General features: G+C 72.7%; 17 protein-coding genes. 11 read left to right on the top strand and 6 right to left on the bottom strand.

Annotation, left to right across the window (positions count from 1 at the left end; all coding sequences use genetic code 11):
* Window positions 1-444 precede the first annotated feature (444 nt).
* From ACZ4U1_RS01850 to ACZ4U1_RS01830, 5 genes are read left to right on the top strand one after another with little or no spacing between them, the layout of a single operon-like run.
* Window positions 445-1773 (top strand): serine hydroxymethyltransferase, encoded by a 1329-nt coding sequence (locus ACZ4U1_RS01850; RefSeq protein ID WP_467900030.1) that lies wholly within the window; start codon window positions 445-447, stop codon window positions 1771-1773.
* Complete coding sequence (locus ACZ4U1_RS01845) at window positions 1770-2585, top strand: thioesterase II family protein (protein WP_467898344.1); 816 nt, start codon at window positions 1770-1772, stop codon at window positions 2583-2585. Before ACZ4U1_RS01850 ends, ACZ4U1_RS01845 begins: the two co-directional genes overlap by 4 nt.
* The gene (locus ACZ4U1_RS01840) at window positions 2572-4200 is read left to right on the top strand and encodes a PhpK family radical SAM P-methyltransferase (RefSeq protein WP_467898341.1); all 1629 of its coding nucleotides are present in this window, start codon (window positions 2572-2574) and stop codon (window positions 4198-4200) included. Before ACZ4U1_RS01845 ends, ACZ4U1_RS01840 begins: the two co-directional genes overlap by 14 nt.
* Before the next feature lie 39 nt (window positions 4201-4239).
* A complete protein-coding gene (locus ACZ4U1_RS01835; protein ID WP_467898338.1) occupies window positions 4240-6168 on the top strand; it encodes a non-ribosomal peptide synthetase in 1929 nt (642 codons plus the stop codon).
* Window positions 6165-6392 carry an MbtH family protein gene (locus ACZ4U1_RS01830; RefSeq protein ID WP_467898335.1) on the top strand — a complete coding sequence of 76 codons (228 nt, stop codon included), beginning with the start codon at window positions 6165-6167 and terminating at the stop codon, window positions 6390-6392. The genes ACZ4U1_RS01835 and ACZ4U1_RS01830 overlap by 4 nt, the downstream gene beginning before the upstream one ends.
* A 79-nt stretch (window positions 6393-6471) precedes the next feature.
* On the opposite strand, the gene ACZ4U1_RS01825 is transcribed toward ACZ4U1_RS01830, so the two are convergent.
* The 5 genes from ACZ4U1_RS01825 to ACZ4U1_RS01805 all read right to left on the bottom strand — a co-directional run bounded on the left by ACZ4U1_RS01825 (window position 6472) and on the right by ACZ4U1_RS01805 (window position 12293).
* Window positions 6472-7698 (bottom strand): cytochrome P450, encoded by a 1227-nt coding sequence (locus ACZ4U1_RS01825; RefSeq protein WP_467898332.1) that lies wholly within the window; start codon window positions 7696-7698, stop codon window positions 6472-6474.
* A complete protein-coding gene (locus ACZ4U1_RS01820; RefSeq protein WP_467898329.1) occupies window positions 7695-9491 on the bottom strand; it encodes a non-ribosomal peptide synthetase in 1797 nt (598 codons plus the stop codon). Before ACZ4U1_RS01820 ends, ACZ4U1_RS01825 begins: the two co-directional genes overlap by 4 nt.
* Window positions 9492-9530: 39 nt before the next feature.
* On the bottom strand, window positions 9531-10298 hold the full coding sequence (locus ACZ4U1_RS01815; protein ID WP_467898327.1) for a thioesterase II family protein: 768 nt from the start codon (window positions 10296-10298) through the stop codon (window positions 9531-9533).
* Window positions 10299-10386: 88 nt separating this feature from the next.
* Window positions 10387-11607 (bottom strand): winged helix DNA-binding domain-containing protein, encoded by a 1221-nt coding sequence (locus ACZ4U1_RS01810; protein WP_467898324.1) that lies wholly within the window; start codon window positions 11605-11607, stop codon window positions 10387-10389.
* Window positions 11608-11639: 32 nt separating this feature from the next.
* Window positions 11640-12293: a response regulator transcription factor gene (locus tag ACZ4U1_RS01805; RefSeq protein ID WP_467898321.1), complete on the bottom strand. Its 654-nt coding sequence runs from the start codon at window positions 12291-12293 to the stop codon at window positions 11640-11642.
* A gap of 430 nt (window positions 12294-12723) precedes the next feature.
* On the opposite strand from ACZ4U1_RS01805, the gene ACZ4U1_RS01800 reads away from it, so the two are divergent.
* The 6 genes from ACZ4U1_RS01800 (at window position 12724) to ACZ4U1_RS01775 (ending at window position 18696) form a co-directional block, all read left to right on the top strand.
* Window positions 12724-13575: an AfsR/SARP family transcriptional regulator gene (locus ACZ4U1_RS01800; RefSeq protein ID WP_467898319.1), complete on the top strand. Its 852-nt coding sequence runs from the start codon at window positions 12724-12726 to the stop codon at window positions 13573-13575.
* Between the two features lie 66 nt (window positions 13576-13641).
* Window positions 13642-14319 carry a flavodoxin family protein gene (locus tag ACZ4U1_RS01795; RefSeq protein WP_467898316.1) on the top strand — a complete coding sequence of 226 codons (678 nt, stop codon included), beginning with the start codon at window positions 13642-13644 and terminating at the stop codon, window positions 14317-14319.
* Entirely contained in the window at window positions 14316-15731 is a 1416-nt protein-coding gene (locus ACZ4U1_RS01790) for a phenylacetate--CoA ligase family protein (RefSeq protein ID WP_467898313.1), read from the top strand. Before ACZ4U1_RS01795 ends, ACZ4U1_RS01790 begins: the two co-directional genes overlap by 4 nt.
* A gap of 96 nt (window positions 15732-15827) precedes the next feature.
* Window positions 15828-17387, top strand: a complete 1560-nt coding sequence (locus ACZ4U1_RS01785; protein WP_467898310.1) for an anthranilate synthase component I family protein — start codon at window positions 15828-15830, stop codon at window positions 17385-17387.
* Window positions 17384-17986 (top strand): anthranilate synthase component II, encoded by a 603-nt coding sequence (locus tag ACZ4U1_RS01780; RefSeq protein ID WP_467898307.1) that lies wholly within the window; start codon window positions 17384-17386, stop codon window positions 17984-17986. Before ACZ4U1_RS01785 ends, ACZ4U1_RS01780 begins: the two co-directional genes overlap by 4 nt.
* A gap of 104 nt (window positions 17987-18090) precedes the next feature.
* A complete protein-coding gene (locus tag ACZ4U1_RS01775; RefSeq protein WP_467898304.1) occupies window positions 18091-18696 on the top strand; it encodes a DinB family protein in 606 nt (201 codons plus the stop codon).
* On the opposite strand, the gene ACZ4U1_RS01770 is transcribed toward ACZ4U1_RS01775, so the two are convergent.
* A complete protein-coding gene (locus tag ACZ4U1_RS01770; protein WP_467898302.1) occupies window positions 18651-18965 on the bottom strand; it encodes an NIPSNAP family protein in 315 nt (104 codons plus the stop codon). The two genes, ACZ4U1_RS01775 and ACZ4U1_RS01770, sit on opposite strands and share 46 nt — an antisense overlap.
* Window positions 18966-19044: the final 79 nt, after the last annotated feature.

The raw sequence follows: 19044 nt of genomic DNA, 5'->3' as shown, positions 1-19044 counted from the left end.
TCGGTCGGTGAGGCCGGTTGCTGCCACGGCCCCGGCTCCCGCCTGCTGCCGCCGCCGTCGTCGCTGCCGAGGGGGCTGGCGTCGGTCTGTGGCATCGGCTGCCTGCGTGGCTCTGGTTGCAGGCCTCGGCCTGTGAGACCCGCCGCGGTTGCCGTTGCCGTTGCCGCTGCCGTTGCCGCCGTCGCCGACCGGTCCGGCCTCGGTCTGTGGCACCGGCTGCCTGCACGTGTGTGGTCGTCTGCCGCCGATCGGTCCGGTGCGGATCTGTGACCACCGCCGTCGGCACGGCGTAACCGCTGCCAAACCCCGCCGCCCTACGGTCGCCGGGCCCCCGGTCCTCCGGGGTGGCCGACCACGCACCTAGGACGCGAGGACAGGGCAGTGGACTCATTGACGTTGCCGAACCAGGCCGGGCCCGCGGCGCGGGGCACCGGGCAGCGGGACCTGACCGTCAGCGCCGCGGCGTCGCTCCGGCGGCACGACCCCGAACTGGACGGGCTGCTGGAGCAGGAGTTCAGGCGGCAGCAGGACACGCTCGCCATGGTCGCCTACGCCAGCCTCGCCGACCCGTCCGTCCTCGCCTGCGGCGCCTCGGTCCTGGCCAACGTCACGGCGGAGGGGTACCCCGGCGCCCGCTACCACCCCGGCTGCCGCTGGCTCGACCAGGTGGAGGAACTGGCCGTCCGCCGGACCCGCGCCGTCTTCGGGGCGCGCTACGCCAACGTCCAGCCGCACTCGTGCTCCCAGGCCAACCTCAGCGTGCTGTTCGCCCTCATGCGCCCCGGCGACACCGTCCTCGGCCTCGCCCTCGACGCGGGCGGCCATCTCACCCACGGCGCACCGGCGTCGGTGGTGGGCGACTACTTCCACGCCGTCGGGTACGGCGTGGGCGAGGACGGACGCATCGACTACGGGCAGGTGCGGCGCCTGGCGCACCGGCACCGCCCGAAGGTCGTCATCGCGGGCGCCAGCGCCTACCCACGGGCCCTGGACTACGAACGGTTCCGCTCCGTCGCCGACGAGGTGGGGGCGTACCTGCTCGCCGACATCTCGCACATCGCGGGCCTCGTCGCCGCGGGCGCGCACCCCAGCCCGATCGACCTCGCGCACATCACCACCCTCAGTACCTACAAGCAACTCGGCGGCCCCCGCGGCGGACTGATCCTGAGCGGCGCCGAGTGCGACACGCCCGGACCCGACGGCGTCCGCACCCTCGCCCAGCTGATGCAGCGGGCGGTCTTCCCACGCAGCCAGGGCACGCTGAACGCCGCCGGCATCGCCGCCAAGGCGCGGGCCCTCGCCCTGGTGGCGCGACCCGAGTTCCGGGCCCTGGCCGAGCGCATCGTGCGCGACGCCCGGGCCCTGGCCGAGGAGCTGACCCGCCGCGGTCACCGTGTGCTCACCGGCGGCACCGACACCCACATGGTCCTGGTCGACACCACGCCCCTCGGCCTGTCCGGGGCGGCCGCGGAGCGCGCCCTGGAGGAGTGCGGGATCCTCGCCAACCGCAACCGCATCCCGAACGACACCCGCTCACCGCGGATCACCAGCGGGCTCCGGTTCGGCACCAACATCCTCGCCCAACGTGGCCTGGGGCCCGAGGACATGGGGGAGTGCGCCGACCTCGTCCACCAGGTCCTCACCGCGACGAAGCCGGCCGGCGCGGCGGGACACCGGCTCGACCCCGCCGTACGCGATCGGGTACGGCGAGCCGTGCACCGGCTGTGCCGGCGGCACCCGCTCCCCGGCTACACGGGGGAGCTGGCCGTATGACCTCCGCACCCCAGCGCGCCGCCTACTTCTCCCGGCCCTGGGTGTGGGACCTGCGACCGACCCCCGGCCCGCACACCGCGGCCCTTCTTCTGCTGCCGCACGGCGGGGGCAGCGCCCACGCCTTCACCGAATGGCCCGCGCACTTCCCCGACGACGTCACCGTCCTCGCCGCCCAGTACCCCGGGCGCGGCTCCCGCTTCGGCGAGCCGCCGGCGCGCAGCATGGAGGAGTTGCGCGACGCGCTCGTCGAGGCCCTGGACGACCTGGACCTGCCCCTGGTGATCTTCGGCAACAGCCTGGGCGCACTCCTCGGGTTCGAGGTGGCCTGGCGTCTGGAACAGGCCGGGCGCCCGCCCGCCGCCCTGTGCGTGTCGGGGGCCTGGGCACCGCACGCCCGCGAACCCGGCGCGACCTACGGCGACGCCCTGTGGTCGGACTCCGCGCTGGTGGACTGGCTGCACGAGTACGGCGGGATGCCGGCGGAGGTGCTGGCGGACCCGGATCTCCTCACGCTCGTCCTCGACGCCGTCCGCGCGGACCTGACGATCGTGGAGAACTACCGGTTCGGGCCCGCACCACGGCGGTTGGCGTGCCCTATCACCGTGCTGGGCGGCACCGAGGACCGCCTGGTGAGCGAGCCCACCCTGAGGGCGTGGACCGAGCGGACCCGGCGGGACGCGGAGGTGCACCTCCTCCCGGGCGACCACTTCCACTTCGCCGACCACCTGCCGTACGTGACCGGACTCGTGCGCGCCCACTTCCCCACACCCGCCGACCCGAGCGGAAAGCGAGCCGAACATGACCGGACTTGACTGTGTCGTCATCGGTTACCACGCCGGTGACTTCGATGACTACCGGCTGATGTGCGAACAGGCCGGTCCGGACTCCCCCGAGTGGCAGATCTACCGCAAGGAGCACCTCGTCCTCGACGGCCGCCCCATGCCCTGGCTGGAGGCGTTCAGCCACCTGCGCAACCGCGCCACCGGACGCAACGACCGCTACCACGTGGGCGAGGTCTTCAACCTCGCCGCGCTCTACCTCACCAACCACCTGCGCCGGCACGGCTACTCCGCGGAACCCGTCTCGCTGTTCGGGGCGGAGCAGGAGGAGCTGGCCGGGCTGCTCAGCCGGCGCCCGCGCGTGGTGGCGATCACGACGACGTTCTACGTGACCATCCTGCCGGTCGTGCAGATCGTGGAGTTCGTGCGCAAGCACGCGCCCGACGCCCACATCGTGGTGGGCGGCCCCCTCATCGACAACCTGTGTCTCAACGGCATCACGGACGCGCTCCAGGACATGTTCTTCGCCATGGGCGCCGACACCTACGTCCAGGAGCCCCAGGGCGAACAGACCCTGGCCGACCTGTGCGCCGCGCTGACCGCGGGTGCCTCCGTGGAGAAGGTGCCCAACGTCATCCACTGCCCCGACGACACCTGGGTGCTCACCCGCCGCCGCCCCGAGGCCAACGACCTGGACGCCTGCGCCATCGACTGGAGCCGCTTCAGCAGCCGGCAGATCGGCGCCACGGCACAGACCCGCACCGCCCGCAGCTGCGCCTTCAAATGCGCCTTCTGCGACTACCCCTCCCGGGCCGGCGCCCTGACCACCGCCTCGGTCGACACCGTGCGCCGGGAACTGCGGGCGCTGGCCGAGAAGGGCGTGCGCAACGTCGTGTTCGTCGACGACACCTTCAACGTCCCGCCCAAACGGTTCAAGGAAATGTGCCGCATGATGATCGAGGAGGACCTGGGGCTGCGGTGGTACTCCTACCTGCGCTGCTCCAACGCCCGCGACGAGGAGACCTTCGACCTCGCGGCGGAGTCGGGGTGCGCCGGTGTCTTCCTCGGCATCGAGTCCGGGGACACACAGGTCCTGCAGAACATGAACAAGCTCGCGCAGGACAGCCAGTACCGCACCGGGATCCAGCGGCTGAAGGAACGCGGCGTGACCACCTTCGCCTCCCTCATCGTCGGCTTCCCCGGAGAGAACGAACGCACCGTCGCCAACACCGTCGACTTCCTCAACGAGACCGCCCCCGACTTCTGGCGGGCCCAGGCGTGGTGGGGCAACGAACGCTCGCCCGTCTACCGCAACAAGGAGCTGTACGGCATCAAGGGCGCCGGCTACAGCTGGGAGCACTTCACGATGGACTCCCGGGAGGCCGCCGCCCACTGCGACGCCATGTTCGACGCGGTCACCGAGTCGACCTGGCTGCCCCTGTACGACTTCGACTTCTGGTCCCTGCCGTACCTGGCGGGCAAGAACGTCACGGCAGCCGCGCTCAAGCCGCTGCTGGACACCACCCAGCGGCTGATGCGCGCACGCGACGCCGCCGCACCGGACGCCGCTCACCTGGCCGCCCTGGAGCGGGAGTTCGCCGACGCCGTCGCCGCCCTGGACACCGAACCGGCCAAGTACCGCTACTGACCGGAGCGGGCCGCGCCGAGCAGGGTAGAGGAGGACCGTGTGACACGCAGCAGCACGCCCTGGGCCACCGCCACGCGCGAGGGCACACCGACCCCGCCGGAGGGGTGGGAGCCCGTCCACCGCGGACTCGACCGCGCCGCGGCCCGGCATCCGGGCCGGCCCGGCGTCGTCGCCGCGGCCCGGTCGCTGACCTTCCGCCGGCTCCGGACGCACTCCGACGCACTGGCCCGGATCCTGCACGCCCGGGGAGCGGCCCCGGAGACCATGGTGGGCCTGTGCCTGCCCCGCACCGCGGACCTGCCGGTGGGCCTGTTCGGCATCCTGAAGTCGGGCGCGGCCTACGTGCCGCTGGATCCCTCCCACCCCGAGGACCGGCTGCGCTTCCTGGCCGCCGACTGCGGCATGACGACCGTGGTGACCCACTCGTCGGTCGCCGGCCGGCTGCCCCAGCCGCTGCGCGACCGCGCCCTCCACCTCGACACCCTCGACCTGGACGCCGACACGGCGGCGGGTCCCCCCGGGGTGGACCTCCGCTCCGGCCACCCCGCCTACGTCATCTACACCTCCGGCTCCACCGGCCGGCCCAAGGGCGTGCAGATCACGCACGGCGCCCTGACCGAGCTGCTGGACCGGCTGCGCGGCGCCGGCATCGTCCGCCGGGAACCAACCCGCGTCGGATGGAACGCGAGCATGTCCTTCGACGCCTCCGTACAGCAGTGGATCCGTGCCTGCGCCGGCGACACACTGGTCCTCCTCCCCGAGGAGCTGCGCACCGACCCCGAGGCGCTCGCCCGGTTCCTGCGCGAACAGCGCATCACCGACCTGGACATCACCCCCTCGCACCTCCGCCCCCTCGTCGAGCACCTGACGCCCACCGCCGACGCGGACCCGCTCACCCTCCTCGTCGGCGGGGAGGCCATCGACCCGGACCTCTGGCAGGCCCTCGCCGCTCTCCGGGCGAACGGTGCCGCCGTCGCCCACAACCTCTACGGCCCCACCGAATGCACCGTGGACGCCACCGCCACACCCGTCGAGGCACGGCACGACCCGCACCTGGGCGCCCCCCTGCCCGGGGTGGGCCTGTACCTGCTCGACCCGGCCCTGCGCCCCGTCCCCGACGGCGAGCCCGGGGAGATCTGCCTCGCCGGCACCGGGCTCGCCCGCGGTTATCTGGGCAGGCCCGGGCTGACCGCGGCCCGCTTCGTCCCGGACCCGTTCGCCGGGGACGGCAGCCGGCTGTACCGCACCGGAGACCTGGCCCGCCGGCGTCCCGACGGCACGCTCGCCTATCTGGGCCGGCTCGACCACCAGATCAAGCTGCGGGGCTTCCGGATCGAGCCGGGCGAGATCGAGGCGGTACTCGCCGGGCATCCGCAGGTGGCCGAGTCCGTCGTCGTCAAGCGCGACGACGTGCCCGCGGCCCCCGCCCTGGTCGCGTACTGCCGGAGCGCGCCGGGCGCACCGCGACGGCCGGACGAGGAGGACCTGGACGCATGGGCGCGCCGGCACCTCCCGGACCACATGGTCCCCGCCGCCTACGTCGTCGTCGACGCCTTCCCGCTGAACGGGTCCGGAAAGGTGGACCGGTCCGGGCTCCCGCGACCCGAGCCGCGTACGTCCGGCACACCGGACCGGACGGCCGCGCACGCCGCGGCCACGGGGCCGTACGAGGAACTGGTGGCCCGGACCTGGTGCGAGGTACTCGGCGTCGAAGAGGTCGGCGCGGACGAGGACTTCTTCCGCATCGGCGGGAACTCGCTGCTGGCGATCCGGGTGGCGGCCCGGATCAGACGAGCCACCCGGCTCGCCATCCCCATGAGCACCGTCTTCGCCAACTCCCGGTTGCGTGCCCTGGCCGCGCACCTGGAACAGGCGGCGCACGGCCGGCCCGGGGACGACAAGAACGACGACAAGAACGGCGACAAGAACGACGACAAGGACGACGACACGGTGGAGGGCATGGCATGAGCGTCGACCGCGAGGACGTCGGTACGGAACCCGCGCCCCGCACATGGAACGTGCTGGTCAACGCCGAGGAGCAGTACGGCCTGTTCCCCGCCGACCGGGAGCCGCCCGGAGGCTGGCGGCACACCGGGTTCTCGGGCGGCGAGCAGGAGTGCGAGCGCTACGTGGACGAGCACTGGACGGACATGCGGCCGCTGAGCCTCCGGCACGCCACCGAGCGGACGTGACAGAGCCGGCCGGAAGAGCGAGAGGGGGGAGACACCGTCTCCCCCCTCTCGCGGTGCGCCGTGCCGCTCCTTCGCGGGCTCAGCCGGCGGTCACCGTCACCGGCAGGTGCTTGATGCCCAGCATGAAGTTCGACCGCAGGCGCTCGACGGGCCCGGCCACGCGGAAGCGCAGCCGGCGCTCCGCCAGCGCCCGCATGAGCAGGGTGATCTCCTGCCGCGCCCCGCCCATGCCGATGCAGCGGTGCGCCGCCACGCCGAACGCCAGATGCTGGTTCGGGGTGCGGGAGACGTCGAAGACGTCCGGTGCGGGGAACTGCTCCTCGTCCCGGTTGGCGGAGGCGTTCCACAGCGTGACCGAGTCCCCGGCACGGATGAGGGCGCCGCGGAGCTCCACGTCGCGGGTCGCGGTCCGCTGCACGTAGGCGTTGGTGGACGTCCAGCGGAAGACCTCCTCCACCGCGGTGCTCAGCAGCCCCGGGTCGGCGATCAGTCGCTCGGCCTGATCGGGGTGGTCCGCCAGGGCCAGCACGGCCGCCGTGGCGGTGTACGGGGTGGTCTCGTTGCCGCCCACCGCCACGTTCAGGCAGTTGTACAGGATCTGGCTGTCCGTCATGGGGCGGCCGTTGATCTCGGCCGAGCACAGGATGCTGACCAGATCGCCGCCCGGTTCGCGCCGCCGTCGCTCCATCAGCTCGGAGATCATGTCGAAGATCTCCACCTGGGAGGCCACCAGCGTCATGCCCGTCCCGGCCGTCCCCGCGTACTCCGGGTCCTTGTGCCCGATCATGGAGCGGGTGAGCCGCAGCAGGCGGAACGCGTCGTCGCGCCCGAGGTCGAACATCGCCGACAGGAAACCGGCCGGGAGCTCCAGCGCCACCTCGGTGGCGAAGTCGCCGCCGCCTTGGGCCACGAACTTGTCCAGCGCCGCGTCGAGGAACTCCACCACCCGCCGCGTGGCCTTCTCGATCATCCAGGGCGCGAAGGCCTTGTGGACCTGCTGGCGCAGCAGCCGGTGGTCGGGCGGATCGGAGCAGATCAGCATCTGGCCGGACGCGGTGTCCGCGGCGCTGCGGTACGAGCCGCCCAGCACCGTCCCGAACCGGGACGAGAACGCGGACGCGTCGATGTACGCGGCGGCGACGTCCTCGTACTTCGTCAGCGCCCAGAAGCCGCCGTCCGGCGTCGGGTTCCAGTACACGGGCGCGTTCTGCCGCAGCCACGACCACGCGGCGTGCGGATCACCGGACACGAACAGGTCCAGGTCGTTGAGGTCGATCGGCGCGTCGGGCCGTGTGCGGCCGGTCATGAGGTCACCATCGCCTTTCGCTTCTCGTTGATGACGCGGGCCAGGTCTTCGAGCACGCTGTCCTCGAAGAGCGCCTCCGGCTTGAGCGAGACACGCATGTCCCGCTGGATGGTCAGGCGGGCCCGGACCGCCAGCAGGGAGTGCCCGCCGAGTGCGAAGAAGTCGTCGTGGACGCCGATGCCCTCCAGGGCCAGCAGGTCCTCCCACAACCGCACCAGATAGCGCTCGACGTCGTCGCGCGGGGGAGCGTGGCCGGCGCCGCGCAGGGGGCGGTCCGCGTGGATCGCCAACAGGCGGTCCCAGTCCCGCTTTCCGTGCGGGTCGGTCGGCATCGACGGCAGGACCACGAACTCGGACGGCACGAGATACCGGGGCACGCGCTGCTCCAGGAAGGCCCGCAGATCCCGCAGCGACAGCGCCTCGCCGGCGGGCACGGTGAACGCCACCAGGCGCCGGGCACCCGACTCGCCGACCGCGGTGACCGCGCACTCCCGCACCCCGGGATGACTGCGCACCGCCGCCTCCACCTCACCGGGCTCCACCCGGTAGCCACTGATCTTCCACTGGCGGTCGATCCGGCCCAGGTACTCCACGACCCCGTCCGGCCGCTGCCGGACCCGGTCACCCGTGCGGTACATACGGCTGCCGTCCGCGGCGAACGGGTCGGGCAGGAAACGGGCGGCGGTCAGCCCCGGCTGGTCGAGATAGCCCCGGCCCACCCCACTGCCCGCCACATGCAGCTCGCCGGGCGTGCCGGGCGGCACGGGACGCAACTGCGGGTCGAGCACGTACAGGCGCGCGCCCGCGAAGGCGCTGCCGATCGGCACGCTCTCGTCGGTGGCCGGCGGAGCGCTGCGGATCTCGTGCCCCGTGCACGCGACGGTGGTCTCGGTCGGGCCGTAGAGATTGAACAACCGCCCGGTGAAGCCGCCCGCCAGCAGGTCCCGGCAGGTCGCCGGGAGCAGGACGTCACCGCCCGAGCACAGCAGCCGCAGCGAGGAGAACGCCTCACGGTCGTGGCGCACCACGTCGCCCAGCGCGACGGCCGGCGCCAGCATCGCGGTGATCCGGCGCCGCCGCAGCTCGCGCTGGAGATCGGTGGCCAGCAACTGCGCGAACGACGGCAGCACCGCGATCTCGGCACCGCCCGCCAGGGCCCGCCAGACCTCGAAGGTGAAGGTGTCGAACGAGACGCTCGCGGCCTGCCCGGACCGGTCACCGGGACGCAGTTCGGGCAGCGCCGCGTCCAGCGCGAAGGCGGTCATCTGCCGGTGTTCGAGCACCACGCCCTTCGGGGTGCCCGTCGAGCCCGAGGTGAACAGCACACAGGCCGCGTCCGCACCGGCCGGCTCCGGGAGCGGCGGGCCGTCGGTGCCGGTGCTCTCCTCGGCGCCGCTCCACTCCATCACCGGGCAGCCGGCGCCGGCCGGCCCCTCGGCCAGGGCCGGCTCGGTGACCACGCAGGCCACCCGGCCGACGGACAGCATGTGGTCCCGGCGGGCCGCCGGATACGCGGTGTCGACGGGCAGATAGGCGGCGCCCGCCCGCAACACGCCCAGCACGGCGGTCACCAGGTCGACGCCCCGCGACAGGTACAGGCCGACCCGGTCGCCCCGGAGCACCCCCCGCCGGACCAGTGTCCGGGCCAGTGCGGTGGAACGGCGGTCCAGCTCCGCGTACGACAGGCGTGACGTGCCGTCGCTCACCGCCGGGGCGTCCGGGTACCGGCCCACGCTCCGGGCGAACAGCGCCACCAGGGTCGCGGATCCGGCCCCACGTGCGTCCTGATTCATGGTCGTCCCTTCCAGCAGACGCCCCCAGACGGATCCCGGTCACGGGGCGGCGGGTGCGAAGTCCTCGGCGATCAGTTCCGTCAGGGCGGTCGGCGCGGTCAGGTAGGTGAGCGCGTCACCGTCGAGGGTGTGATGGGTGACCTGCCCGTAGGCGTTCCACTCGCGCAGGTCGGCTGGCCCCACGTCCGGGTCGTCGCGCCAGCCGATCGCGCTGATCGGCGACTTGAGCGGGTACGGGCCCGGGGGCCGGTAGCCGTAGCACATGTCGACGTCGCCCCGCAGTACGCGGATCGCGAGCGGGAGCAGGTCCGGCAGGATCTCACCGCCGCCCAACCGCCGTACCACGCGGCCGAGTTCGCGGCCGAGCCGTTCGTCGCTCATGGACGGGTGGAACATCCCGAAGAAGCCGCGGCTGGGCACCAGGCAGGAGGAGAGGTACAGCCGGTCGGGCAGCAGGCCGCCCTCCTCCTGGATCCGTACCGTCAGCGCGTAGCACAGCAGCGCTCCCATGCAGTGCCCGAACAGCGCGTACGGCCGGTCCAGGTACGGCGCCAGCGCCCGTGAGGCGTCCGCGGCGAAGGTGTCGAAGTCGCGGTAGCCGTCCTCGCGGATGCGGTTCTCCCGCCCCGGCAACTGCACCGGGCACACCTCCAGCGGGCCGATGCGGCCGGGCCAGCCGCGGAACGAGGCGGCTCCGGTGCCGGCGAACGGCAGGCAGAACAGCCGTGCCCCGGACTCGTGCGACGGCTCGCGCAGCAGCCAGCGTCCCGCCGGGGGCGGCCTCCTGCCCGTGGCCGGTGGGATCATCCGTCCTCCCCAGGTCCGTTCGCCGACGCGGCTCGGCGGTGCCGCGACGGTCGGAGCGCGACCCTAGGGCGGGGAGGTTAGCGACCGGTTATGCGAAGCGGACCGCGACCTCGTGGTCACCGGAGGCCGCCAGCAGCGTCTCGGCCTCCTCGGTGACCCGGCGGCGCAGACCGGGGCGCAGCGGCGTGAACGCCTCGACCTCGACCTCGGTGCGCCGGGCCGACCGCCGCGCCGTCCACACCCCGCCGATCAGGCCGTCGACGACCAGCACCGGTGAGATCCAGCCCGCGGTGCGCGAGACCTTCGTGCGCAGCGCGGGGTCGGGCAGCAGGGACGCCAACTGCCGGGACACGCCCACGACGTACGGATCGAACCCCGGGAGCAGCCGGACCACGGGGGCGTCGCCCGCCGCGGGGCGGTCCATCGCCTCGAGGTCCTCCCGCAGAGCCCACGCCCGGTGGCCCTCGACACTCGTCGCCTCCACGGCGTCGCCCAGTTCGCGCAGCGCCGCGCGCACCTCGGGCGTTCCCGTGCCCCACCAACGAGCGAAATCGTCCGGCGCGGCCGGGCCGTACGCGCGCAGATAGCGTTCCAGCATCCGGCCGAGCGCCCGGGCCGGTCCGGACGGCTCCGCGCGGTCGGGAACCGCTGCCCGCTGGGGCGGCTCCGTGTCCCCGGGCGGCCGGCCGTGGCCGCCGAGCCAGTACCGGGGCGCGCAGAACGTCACGTTGCGGCCCCGCTGCGGGCCGAAGCACAACAGTCCGCGCCGCGCGGCCGGCTTGAGCAGCACCCCCCACCCCGAGCGCACCTTGTCGCCGAGCGCCTCGTCGCCCGTGACGGCGCCGAGGCGCTCGGCCAGCTCCTCCCGGGTGAGCGTCTCCTCGCCCAGCGCCTCCGGCAGCGCGTCCAGGACCAGCTCCACATCGCGCGGCGCGATCCCCTGCTGCTCCAGGAGCCGCTCGGTCAGGAGGCGCCCGTCGTGCCGTAACGCGGCGACGTACGACGGGAGTTCGGCGGCCGGCAGCAGATGGAGCGTGCCCCGCATCGCCCAGGTCTTGACCAGCCTCCGGCCGTCCCACAGCGCGGCACGTACCGCGGCCCCGGTGTCGGGGAGCCGGGTGCGGGCCGCCACCGCCTGTTCCGCTGACGACATGACCTGCGCGTGCACACCGCACAACGCCGACGCGACGCCTTCCACGGCTTCGCCCGGATCCGGCGCGGTGACCGGATCGACCAGGTGGTGCCGGCGCAGCCGCCAGGCCGCCACCTGGGACCAGGTGAGCGACCGTGGCCGTAAGGAGCGGGACATGGCCCTCATTCTAGGTTCCGGCGCGGCGGGCGCTAGGAGAAGTCGATGAGCCCGAGCGTGCCCGCGCGGCGCACCGCGTCGGCGCGGGAGACGGCGCCCAGCTTGCCGTAGACGTTGGTCAGGTGCCGTTTGACGGTGGCCTCGGCGAGGTGCAGTCTGCTCGCGATCTGACGGTTCGTCATGCCCTGTGCGACGAGGCGCAGGATGTCCAGCTCACGGGGCGAGGGCTCCTCGACGTCGGGTGTGCTGCGCCCCAGGGCGCGTATGGCCCCTTGCGGCACCGACACCAGCACGTTCCCGCTGCTGTGCATGACCGTGGTCAGCGCCGACACGAGTTCGTCCCGGGCCATGTTCTTGACCAGGTAGGCGGCGGCACCGCGCAGCAGCAGATCCTCCATCAGGGCGGTGTCGTCGTGCATGGCGAGCACGGCCGTCCGGGTCGTCGGCGACAGCCGGCAGGTGCACTCCACCACGGCCGCGGCCGTCGGGCCCGGCATCTGCACGTCCAGGAGCAGGATGTCCGGCCGGTGCTGCCGGACCAGGGACAGGGCCTCGTCGCCGTCGCCCGCGGTGCCCACGACGCTGAACTCGGGGACGGTCGCCAGGAGTTCCTTGAGCCCCTCGCGGAACAGGGATTGATCGTCGGCCACCACGATGGTGATCGTGTCGGTGGCTCGGTCGGTCATGTGCCGCTGCCTCGCGCCCGTACGGCGGGATGCCGGCGAAAGCGTCTTGCGCGGATCCCGGGGAGGGTGAGGCAGGCACTCGACCGGCGATTCCGTTCCTTGCAGTCTTGCCCAGACGCCATGCAGTTCCCCCTTACTGCACCGGACCCGAGTGACGGTGTTCAGCGCCGTTCAAGGCTATACCTCCCGGGCGAACCTGTGCCCGTGCGCGCGGCCGTTGTGGCTGGAACCGCTCGGCCCGCGGCCCGCTCCGGCACAGCACCCTCCGGCTGATCCCAAGGGTGTAGGCATGACTACGACGTTCGGCGCTCACCCCCTGATGCGAAGGGCTCACCGGCCGACCGTTGGCTTGTTGGCGCACATGGCACCTTCCTACGTTGGCCCCTGCCGTTTCGTGCTGGACACAACGGGGAAATCAGGGGGAAACACGATGCCCGACACGCACGCGAACAGCCGCGCCCCCCACGACGCGAACACCTCGGAGGACGCCGACACCTCGGACGACGCGACGGTGGAGGTGCGCTGCCTGGGTGACTTCAGCGTCACCCTCCAGGGCGCACCCGTCCTGAAGTGGCGGGCGGGCAAGGCCCGTCATCTCTTCCAGTACCTGGTGATGAACCGCGGCCGTCTCATGCTGCGGGAGCACCTGTACGAGGCACTGTGGCCCGGCAGCGAGTGGACACCCACCAGCAGTTCGCTGAAGGTCGCCATGCACGCGCTGCGCCAGGTGCTGCGGACCGAGGCGGACGGCCAGGGGCAGCCCGCCGTGACGATCGAGTACCGCGATCACGGCTACATCCTCCACGCCGACCGCGTCTGGGTCGACGCCGAGGAGATGGAACGCCACCTCGAGGGAGGCGCTCTGGCCGAACGCCGCGGCGACACCGCCGCGGCGACGGCCCACTACTGGCAGACCGTCACGCTCTACCGCGGCGAGTTCCTGCCCGGAGAGACCACCGACTGGGTGGCCGAACAGCGGGAGTGGACCCGCTCCACCGTGCTGCGCGCCCTGCACCGCCTGCGCGAACTGGCCCTGCGCGACGCCGAGTACGCCGCGGCGACGCGGTACTGCCGGCAGATCCTGGACGTGGACCCCTATCAGGAGGAGGCCTACCAGACCCTCATGTACGTCCACGGCAAGCGGGGCGAGCTGGGCAGCGTCAAGTCGTGGCACGACGTGTGCGCGCGCCGGCTCAGCCAGGGACTCGACGCCCAGCCCGCCCCGCGCACCCGGCGCCTCCTGGACGACGCGCTGCACGGCCGCCTCGCGCCGCTGATGTAACCGCCGGCTAACCGCGCCCGGCGAGGATCCACGCCCCGACCGGTTCACACGAGGGAGGCGCAGGTGGTGAGCGGCACCCAGAAGATCCGCATCCTGGCGGTCAACGGCTCGGAACGGCCCGACGGCAACAACGCGGCCATCCTCCGCCACGCCGACAAGGAACTCGCGGGCCGGGGCGCCTGCCTGGACGTCGTCTGCCTGCGCGACCTGCGGATGTCTCCATGCGGCCCCTGCGGCGACTGCAACTTCCGCACCACGCCCTGCACGGTGGACGACGACGTGGCCGCGGTCGTCGACCGGATGGCCGAGGCCGACGGCATCATCTACGCCACCCCCGTCCACGGATTCGGCAGCGCGCCGCTCATGCCCGCCTTCATCGAACGCTCCGGCACCGGGTACCTGCGGTTCGACCGGCGGCTGACCAACAAGGTGGCGGGCGCCGTGGTCACCGGGCGCCGCTACAGCCACGTCGAGACCTACGCGCACCTGCTCCACAACATCCTGCTCAACCGGATGATCGTGGCCGGCCACGGCTTCCCCTCCGTCGTCTACGGCGACGAGGCCGGCAGCGCCCTGGAGGACGAGGAGGGCATGGAGATGGTCACGCGCATGCTGCACCGCATGGTCGACCTGATCCAGGTGCTGCGTGAACACCGCGAGCTGACGGGCCGCGACGCACTGGCCGTCGACATCCCCAGCGAGCGTCACCGGTCCCCCCGCCGCGCACAGGGAGCAAGCCGATGAACGACGCCCACGTCGACCCGCTGTTCCGGGACGCCTACGCCGCGTTCACCGGTGACTACCACAACGGCACGCTGAGCGCGGAGCGATGGGAGGCCTGGGACACGGAACGGCTGCGGACGGTGGTCCGCCATGTACGGGACAACTCCCCGTTCTACCGCCGGCACCTCGCCGCCGCCGATGTCGACGGCCTCACCCCGCGATCCCTGGAGCAGCTGCCGTACACGACCAAGGACGACCTGCGCCGCGAACTGCTGGACGTGCTGTGCGCCCCCGTGTCCGAGGCCCTCGTCTACTACGAGACCACCGGCACGACCGGAGCCTCCACGCCCTGCCCGCGCGACGCCAAGGACGTCTTCACCAGCGACCTGCACGTGGAGGAGGCCTGCCGCCGGCTGTTCGCGGCGCGCTACGGCAACCGCCTGCCGGTGATCGGGCTGATGGGCCCCAGCGAGCTGTACGCGTTCGGCGACACCTTCGGTGAGGTGGCCCAGCGGCTCGGGGCGGCCCATGTCAAGATCTGGCCCGAGTCGCCGCGGGTCGGCTTCGAGAAGGCCCTGCGCCTGATGCACCAACTGGAGGTCGAGGTCGTCGTGGGCGCGCCCGCCCTGTGCCTGGGCCTGGCCAAGGCCGCCCGGCACTACGGCTACGACCTGCGCCGCGACTTCAAGGTCGACCTCTTCCTGGTGCTGGGCGAGATCTGCACCCCGGCGTTCGCCCGGAACGTCGCCTCGCTGTGGGGAGCCGACACGCTGCCGATCCTGTACGGCTCCCAGGAGGCGCTCGCCATCGCCACGGGCTGTGCCGAGGGCCGGCTCCACCTCTCGCGTCCCAACTACCTCCCCGAGGTCGTCGACCCCGCGACCGGGCGGAGCCTCGGCCGGACCGGCGAGGGGGAACTGGTCCTCACCATGCTGGTCGACGGGATCAAGCCCCTCATCCGGTACCGCACCGGCGACCATGTGCGCCTGTCCGAAGAGCGCTGCGCCTGCGGCCGGCCCGGTCCCCAGGTCGCGGTGACGGGACGCGTCGCCGACCACGTGACCGTCGGCGGGCGGCGCCTGCGGCCCGCGGATCTGGAGGAGGCGCTGCTGGACGGCGTGCGGGGCTGCCTCGGCTACCAGATCGTGGTCGATCCCGGCCCCGACGGCACGGACCGGGTCACCGTACGGCTGGAACTGCTGCCCGACCGCCAGGACGACGCGGCGGCGGTGGCCGCAGCGACCGCGCGGCGCCTCCTCGACAGGTGCGGCGTCCGGGCGAGCGTCGAACTCACCGCCGACCTCGACCCCGTGACCCACACCGGTGCGTTCGTCAGCTGGAAGGCGGCGCGCTTCCAGGACAATCGCGCGGAACCGGACCACGAGGTACGAGCAGCCCGGCAGGCCGCGGTGCGGCACCTGCTGCCCGGCTGACCACCCGTACCCGGTCCCCGCCCGTACCGGGGTCCGTACCCGGTCCCCGCCCGCAGCAGCCGCGATCCGGAAGAGGCCAGGAAGGAGTGCCGCCCCATGACGACGCACTCGCCCGCTCACCCCCCGGCCGTCGCCGTCACGGTACGGCGTACCCGCTGTGCCGCGCCGCGGCCGCTCGCCGCGTACCGGGCGCTGGCCGCTCGCTACGGGCGGGACCAGGTCTACCTCCTGGAGTCCGCGGGCGGCCCGGCGCCCGACAGCCGGCGCAGCCTGGTCGGCTTCCGTGCCCTGCTCACCGTCACCGTCACGCGCGGCCGTGTCGAGGCCACCGGCGTCCCGGCGCTCACGGATCTCGCGGCCAGCGCGATGCGCAGGGGACTCGGCCTGCCGGCCGCGGAGAGCGGATCGCTGCACCTGCCCTCGCCCGGCGCGCTGTGGACCGCGCTGCGGGCGCTGAACGCCGCCTTCGTCAGGAACGAACCCAACGAACCCAGCGAACCCAGCGAACCCGGCGAACGCGGCGAGCCCGCCGGGGACTTCGGCTTCCTCGCCTTCCTCGGCTACGACACCGTGCACTACATCGAGAACCTGCCGCGCCTCATCCCGCAGGAGGAGGAACTGCCCGACCTCTCCCTGGCCCTGTTCCAGGGCTGTCTGTCGTATACGGCGGAGCAGCCGCACACCGGCCCGTCGCACGCCGAGCTGGTGCTCGCCGACGCCCCCGGGTGGCCGCCGCTGGACGCGGAGACCGTCCGGCACACCCTCACCCCCGTCCCGCCCGCACCGGCGGACGAACCCGCGTGTCCCGACGTCCCGCCGCCGAGCCGCGTGCGCGACAGCACGACGCCCGAACGGTTCCGTGCCGACGCCCGGCAGGCCCTGGCCCACCTGCGGGCGGGGGACATCTACCAGGTACAGCTCGGCCACGAGCTGACGATCGAGAGCGACGCCGACCCCGTCGACGTCTACACGCGCCTGCGCATCCGCAACCCCTCGCCGTACATGTACCTCGCGCCGTTCGCGGGCCGGACGGTCATCGGTGCCAGCCCCGAGCTGTTCGTCCGCAAGGAGGGCGACCTGCTCACCATGCGACCCATCGCCGGCACGCTGCCGTGCGGCGCGGATCCGGGCCAGGCGGCACGCCAGGCCGCAGCCCTGCGCGCGGACCCGAAGGAGATCGCGGAGCACGTCATGCTGGTGGACCTGTGCCGCAACGACATCGGGCGGGTGTGCCGCAGGGACACGCTGGACGCTCCGGACATGCTGCGGACGGAGAGGTACACGAGGGTGCTGCACCTGGTGTCCACGGTCACCGGGCGGACCGAGCCGGACACGGACGTCTTCGACGTCATCGCGGCCCTCTTCCCGGCCGGCACCATGACGGGCGCACCGAAGATCCGCGCCATGGAGATCATCGAAGCGCTGGAGACCCGGCGCCGGGGCCTGTACGCGGGCGCCGTCGGCATCATCGGCCACCGGGGCCACCTCAACCTGGCCCTGTGCATCCGCACCCTGGTCCACGACGGCGGGGCCTACCGCACGAGAGCGTCGGCAGGCATCGTCGCCGACTCCGACCCCGACCGGGAGTGGACGGAGACCCTCGCCAAGTGCAGCGCCGCTCACTGGGCGGTGACGGGAGAGGAGCTGCTGACGTGAAGGTCCTGCTCATCGACGCCTTCGACAGTTTCGTCCACATCATCCGCCAGTACCTGCTGACGACGGGCGTGGACGTCGTGGTCGTACGGGCGGCCGACGTGGACGCCGCGGACCTGCCCGGCCCGGGGACGGACGCGGTCGTGCTCGGCCCGGGGCCGGGAACGCCCGACGACCACGACTACCCGCGCTTCGTCCGGGCGACGGCGGGCCGGGTCCCGCTGCTGGGGGTGTGCCTCGGGCACCAGGCGGTGGCCGCCGCCCACGGCGCCGCGGTCCGGCCGGCGGAGCGGATCATGCACGGCAAGACCAGCGCCATCGAGCACGACGGACGCGGCGTCTTCACCGGGATGCCCGACGGCTTCACCGCCACGCGCTACCACTCCCTGGTGGTCGTCGAGAAGACTCTCCCACAGGAGCTGGAGGTGAGCGCGAGGGCGCGGGACGACGGGTACGTCATGGGCCTGCGCCACCGCCGCCTGCCGATCGAGTCCGTGCAGTTCCACCCCGAGAGCGTCTGCACCCGCTCCGGCCTGCGGCTGATCGAGAACTTCGTCACGAACGCGGCCGACTGGACCGAGCGCCGGGCCGGCCACGGCTGACGGGACGTCACCACCCACGAACGGGGGGGCGGCCGTTCATACTTTCCGGGCTTCGGCTGTGCTGCGGGACCGGCGGCGCCCGCCCGCCGCCTACGGTCGTCGCCATGGAGATCGACTGGAACGAGCAGCTGGTGGCGCAACTCGACTGGCACTGGCGCCACCAGCTGCGCCCCCGGCTGGACGGCCTGAGCGACGACGAGTACTTCTGGGAGCCGGTGGCCGGCGCCTGGAACATCCGCCCCCGGGACCGCGGCCGTACGGCGTCGGCGGCGGGATCGGGCAGCCACGTCATCGACTGGGCGACACCCGAGCCGCACCCGGCTCCGGTCACCACCATCGCCTGGCGGCTCGGCCACGTCATCGTCGGCGTCCTGGGCATGCGGGTGGCGCACTACTTCGGCGGCCCGAAGACGGACTACGAGACCTACGCGTACGCGGCGACGGCCACGGAGGCGCTGCGCCAGCTCGACGAGGCGTACGAGGGGTGGCTCGCCGGAGTGCGGGGACTGGACGCCCACGCGCTGAGCGCCCCGAGCGACGACCTGTGGGACACCTACCGCCACTGGCCGCTGGCGGCCGTCGTCCTCCACGTCAACCGTGAGGTCATCCACCACGGAGCGGAGATCGCACTGCTCCGCGACCTGTACGCGGCGCCTTCCGCCGATCAGTCACGGCGCGGCAGCAACGGCCGCATGAAGGTGCGCTCGTAGCGCAGGACACAGCCGCTGTCGTCCCGGATGCGATCGGCCTCGACGAAGTCCGGATGCCTGCCGAACAGCTCTCGGTACCGCTCGTAGGCGGCCAGACCGGGAAAGCTGAACAAGGCCAACGCCTTGTCGCTCGCGCCCTCGGCCGGCAGGAAGTAGCCGTGGTGGGTGCCGCCGTGTTCCTCGACCAGCGTCATCCACCGCTCGGCGAACCGCTCGAAGGCGTCGATCTTCGCGGCGTCGATCGTGTACTCGACAACACAGGTGATCACGACAGCATCGTACGGCGGACTGCTGTTTCTGTCGGTGGTCTGTCGGTGGTCTGTCGATGCCTGCCGGGACATTGGAGTG

It is taken from the genome of Streptomyces sp. NPDC028928 (assembly GCF_055564915.1).
Note: the sequence above shows the minus strand (reverse complement) of the source record. Positions and strands in the feature narration are given on the sequence as shown.

Excerpts from the sequence above, each read along its gene's own strand:
- ACZ4U1_RS01820 (WP_467898329.1), bottom strand. The coding sequence starts at position 9,491 with ATGAATCAGGACGCACGTGGGGCCGGATCCGCGACCCTGGTGGCGCTG.
- ACZ4U1_RS01810 (WP_467898324.1), bottom strand. The coding sequence starts at position 11,607 with ATGTCCCGCTCCTTACGGCCACGGTCGCTCACCTGGTCCCAGGTGGCG.
- ACZ4U1_RS01830 (WP_467898335.1), top strand. The coding sequence starts at position 6,165 with ATGAGCGTCGACCGCGAGGACGTCGGTACGGAACCCGCGCCCCGCACA.
- ACZ4U1_RS01790 (WP_467898313.1), top strand. The coding sequence starts at position 14,316 with ATGAACGACGCCCACGTCGACCCGCTGTTCCGGGACGCCTACGCCGCG.
- ACZ4U1_RS01840 (WP_467898341.1), top strand. The coding sequence starts at position 2,572 with ATGACCGGACTTGACTGTGTCGTCATCGGTTACCACGCCGGTGACTTC.
- ACZ4U1_RS01825 (WP_467898332.1), bottom strand. The coding sequence starts at position 7,698 with ATGACCGGCCGCACACGGCCCGACGCGCCGATCGACCTCAACGACCTG.
- ACZ4U1_RS01815 (WP_467898327.1), bottom strand. The coding sequence starts at position 10,298 with ATGATCCCACCGGCCACGGGCAGGAGGCCGCCCCCGGCGGGACGCTGG.
- ACZ4U1_RS01775 (WP_467898304.1), top strand. The coding sequence starts at position 18,091 with ATGGAGATCGACTGGAACGAGCAGCTGGTGGCGCAACTCGACTGGCAC.
- ACZ4U1_RS01785 (WP_467898310.1), top strand. The coding sequence starts at position 15,828 with ATGACGACGCACTCGCCCGCTCACCCCCCGGCCGTCGCCGTCACGGTA.
- ACZ4U1_RS01800 (WP_467898319.1), top strand. The coding sequence starts at position 12,724 with ATGCCCGACACGCACGCGAACAGCCGCGCCCCCCACGACGCGAACACC.
- ACZ4U1_RS01845 (WP_467898344.1), top strand. The coding sequence starts at position 1,770 with ATGACCTCCGCACCCCAGCGCGCCGCCTACTTCTCCCGGCCCTGGGTG.
- ACZ4U1_RS01805 (WP_467898321.1), bottom strand. The coding sequence starts at position 12,293 with ATGACCGACCGAGCCACCGACACGATCACCATCGTGGTGGCCGACGAT.